Source organism: Massilia sp. TWR1-2-2, assembly GCF_049897565.1.
Taxonomy (GTDB): Bacteria; Pseudomonadota; Gammaproteobacteria; order Burkholderiales; family Burkholderiaceae_D; genus JAFCUW01.
Genome location: NZ_JAFCWM010000072.1, coordinates 1 through 4040, shown reverse-complemented (window position 1 = coordinate 4040; position 4040 = coordinate 1). Strand labels below are relative to the sequence as shown.

Annotated in this window: 3 protein-coding genes and 1 pseudogene; all 4 read right to left on the bottom strand. The window is 62.2% G+C overall.

Translation table 11 applies throughout. The annotated features are described in order from the left end of the window. Positions 1 to 296: 296 nt before the first annotated feature. Positions 297 to 2726, bottom strand: coding sequence for a penicillin acylase family protein (locus tag ACP7DD_RS26290; RefSeq protein ID WP_426178319.1), 2430 nt, complete (start codon positions 2724 to 2726; stop codon positions 297 to 299). A gap of 469 nt (positions 2727 to 3195) precedes the next feature. After that, positions 3196 to 3594 (bottom strand): annotated as a pseudogene (locus tag ACP7DD_RS26285) (DUF2243 domain-containing protein). Positions 3595 to 3600: 6 nt separating this feature from the next. Continuing rightward, positions 3601 to 3768, bottom strand: a complete 168-nt coding sequence (locus ACP7DD_RS26280; protein WP_426178317.1) for a hypothetical protein — start codon at positions 3766 to 3768, stop codon at positions 3601 to 3603. A 74-nt stretch (positions 3769 to 3842) separates the two neighbouring features. Continuing rightward, positions 3843 to 4040: hypothetical protein (locus tag ACP7DD_RS26275; RefSeq protein WP_426178315.1), on the bottom strand; the 198-nt coding region annotated here is incomplete at its 5' end.

The window sequence follows — 4040 nt, the reverse complement described above, 5'->3', positions numbered from 1 at the left end:
GACCGAAGTCACTGGCACCTTCATCAAACGCCCACACTTATCGACTGTTAATTTTTAAAGAACTTGTTCGGTACTGCTTGCTGCCTGGCGATGAAGCGTTGTGTTCATCAGCAGCGAAGAGGTAAGATTATGAGGCTTTTCGCCTTCACCGTCAACTTCTTTTTTTTGCTTCGTCGCCGTTTCCGGCGCTCCCCGGCTACCTGGTGACTACTTGATTTCGTCAACCGTTTCATCGGGGAGGCGAACTATAGCAAAGCCCTAGCGGCCTTGCAAGTGCTGCGCTGCAAAATGTGGAATTATTCCGTCAGCGTTATCAACTTGAACTGCGGATCGGCCTTGATCTTGTCCTGGCTGAACGGCAGCGTCGGCCATTCCTTGCGCGAATAGAGCGGCACCTGGTCGCCAAAGTGCGGCGACTTCGGATCTACTGACTGGCCGTACACCAGCATCGCCTGGGCTACCGGGCCGGCGTCGTCGAACGTCACCGTCTGGATGTAGCTGGTGCCCCATGCGATGTCGTGATAGCCGTCCGCGTCGAGCGCGGTGCTCATGTGAATAGAGTTGTAAGAACCGTCAATATCGCCGATCGCGCCGTGGACCGGCACCCGAACGCCGGCACGCGTTTCGTCCTGGTAGTCGCCCAGCCGCCCATCGAGCGGGATGCCGAGGGCCTCGAGTTTTTGCGCCGCCAACTTCAGGGCCGCAAGCATCGCCGGCGACACTGAAGGGATCAGGCCAGAGGGCGTGTTGACCGGGTCGACGGGATCGAGCGGAACGGCCCATTTGTTCGGAATAGTCGCAGCTGCATTCCAGAACTCGCGGAACAGCACTGCGCCGCGGCTGTCGAGGTTGGCGCGCCCGTCCCATGCGGACAGCACATTGCACGCCCGCGTCAACGTACGGTCTTCGGCGGCGCGACACAGCGGCAGCAGTTCGGGCAGCACCAGCTCGGCGGCGTAGACGCGATTGGCGAACATCAATTCCTGCAAGTCGACAGGCCGCAATTGCCGACGTTGCGCCAGCATTTCCTCCAGCTGGCGAAAGCCGATGCGTGTCCGCAATTTCTGTTCGACGTCGGTCGGTCCATACAGCGGCGAGTAGCCAAGCGGCGCCGGCCCCTTCAGCAGGGCGCGTGGATTGGTGAGCCAGTAGCCGTCGTTCGAGTTGCCGACATAATCGGTGCGGATCATCCAGGGAGCGTTGGCGGGCGAGTGAATTCCCGGCGGCGCGGCGCCGTCCTGGCCCCAGCCGCAGGCACTGCGCGAGCCGTCGAACATCAGCAGCGGCGGCACGATCAGGCAGTCCGATGCGAACTTGTCGGCGCCGACGCGCGGCACCACGCTGGCATCGGCGTACAAGGTGTCGCCGTCGCGGTCGGCCGCAACCGTATTGATCCACGGAAGACCGACGATCTTGTCGAGCGAGGCTTTCATCTCGTGAACGCTGCGCGCGCTGCCGATGCCGATCCACTGATCGATCAGGCGCGTGTTGTTGCGGTTCGGGTCGGCCAGCACGTACACCGCGTTCGCGTTCCAGGTAATGCCCGCTTCCGGCTTGACCAGCACCGCGCCCAGTTTGCTGAAGTAGAAGATCTTCTGCCGGCTGGACACGCCGCCGTTCGGCATGCGGCTCTCGACGGTCACCGTCTTTGGCGTCATCTTCACCGATACGCCGTCGGACATGTAGCTGGTGCCACTGCCGTCGCCCGGGTCGAGCGTCAGCTTGAAGGTGGTGAAGTGCACGGCCTTGGTGACCGTATGGGTCCATGCGACATCTTTGTTAAAGCCGATCACCACGATCGGCAAGCCGCCAAGCACCACACCCATCGCATCGTAGCGACCGTTGACGGTAAGGTGCGCCTGGTAGAAGCGGTCGGTGCTACTCCACGGATAGTGCGGGTTACCGAGCAGCATGCCGCGCCCGCTGGCGGACAACTGCTTGCCGATCGCCAGGCCATTGCTGCCGAGCTGCTCTGCCGTCAGTTTTTCCAGGCGAGCCATCATGAAGGTACGATCGATCTTGCCTGGCCTGGCCTTCGCCACGACGGGCGAGACGACGCCGGGGTCGCGCGCGCCGGCCACGATTTCTTTGGCGAACACCTCGCCGGATGCGTGCAGCGCTTTCTCGGCGATGACCAGGTACATGTCCTCGACGGTGATCGGTCGCACCCACGCGGCCTTGCGGCAGGCGGCGGGATAATTGCCGGCGCTGTCTTTCAGGTAGCGGTTGTAACCGGCCGCGTAACCTTCGAGCATGTCGCGCGTCTCCTGCGATCCGGCGACGTAGCCAGCCTTCAGCTGGTCAATGTCGAGATAGCCCTTGAAAAAGAAATCGCTGTCCTCGTTTTTCAGGTCCATGAAATCGCTGACGGCGCCGTACTCGCCGTTGACGCGACGGGTAGCGTGGGCGTCCGGCCCGAAGAACAGCGAACGCTCGCCGCGCGCCGTGAGAAGGCTGTCGGCGAACATGCAGACATTGTCTTGCGCGTAGGCGTACGCCAGGCCGTAGCCGAGGCTGCGAAAGTCATTGGCACGGACGTGGGCGACGCCATGCGTGGTGCGGGTCAGTTCAGCGGCGAACTTCCGGGTCGGGTGCGCCGGCGGCGCCGGTTGACTGTCGTCGCTGCTACGGCCGCAGCCGGCAAGCGCCAGGGCGCTTAGCAGTGCGACGACGGTGAAACGGGACGCGCGGGCGCGTCGCGCCGGGCCATGAAGTTTTTCGGACATGTCAACCCCTTGAGCTGGTGTGAACGGCGGGACGGCTGCGCAGCGAACCGAGCAAGACCGGCGCTTATGATCGCCGTCATGGCGCGCGCCGTATTGAGCGCACTCAACGCACCGGCGTAGAGGCCGAGGCCGCCGACCCTGACGCGTTTTACGGAACCTCGGCAGCTGCGCGACGGTCGTATGCTCATGGGTTCAAAAACTGCGCATGCAAATGCGTTCGAGCCCTGGAGTAATTTTCGAACTGGGCCACACTGGCCATCCGTCAGCACCGGCATTCGGGGGGAACGCGGGCGGATACCAGTGTGGACCCAGCCGCGCTCGAAGGTGGCGCAGCTGGGAGCCATGGTAGACGGTGATGACGCGTTAGCTATGGAGGTGCGGCCGTGTCACGTTTGCCGGCGCTGAGCAGCAGGCGGCCGCCAATCAACATGGCGGCGCCCAACTGCAGGAAACCGACGTCCCAATAGATTTACTGGTCAACCGGCACTGTTTCGTTGACGTGGTGAACCTGCAGGATGTGATGGTTGACGATGCCCTCCACCACGTTAAATATGCCGAAGCCCATCAACATCGAGCCCGCCAGCATTTTTCCCGACCACGGCAGGTGGGGCCGGCGCGCCGCGCGCCACAGGATGGCGAGGCCAATCGCGACAAAGATGTAGGTCGACGCGTGAAACATGCCGTCTTAGAAGGTGTTGACCTTCAGTTTCTCGACGCTATTTGCCGGGTAGCCGGCGCTGGTCAGCATGTGATGCCACTGCAAGATCTGGTGCAGGACGATGCGATCGAAGAAGCCGCCCAAGCCGAGGCCAAGCCAGACCCCGGCCGACGTAGGAAATCCCTTGATCGCTGTTGTCGAGGAGGTCATCGTCATTTAGCCACCGCCGATGCCCTCGATGACTTTCCCTGTGCCCCCGCAGTTCTCACATTCCTTGCCGTCGACTTTGCCGGTGCCCTTGCAGACGTCGCAGACCGCTTCGCCGGTGCCTGGCGCGGCCGGCGGCGCCTGGTCGCCGGGGTTTTGTGGTTGATCTGTCGCCATATCGCCTCCTGAAACACCCATTTTGAGCGCCCACCCGGTAGCCGATTTAGTGCCGCTCAACGCGCGGGCCCGATCTAATCCGCGCTTGCGATGTCCACGTCGCTGTCGTCTTTCTCCAGACAAAAAAAAGCAGCGTGGCTCGTGGCGGCCTTGGCGTAAGCGTCCAGTCCACCCACCTTCCATTGCCAATTCCACCTAGCCATACTCCGGTTTTGAAAAGGAGATAGGAATGGCAAATATCGAACGCGAAGCGCTGTGGAAAGAACGCGTCG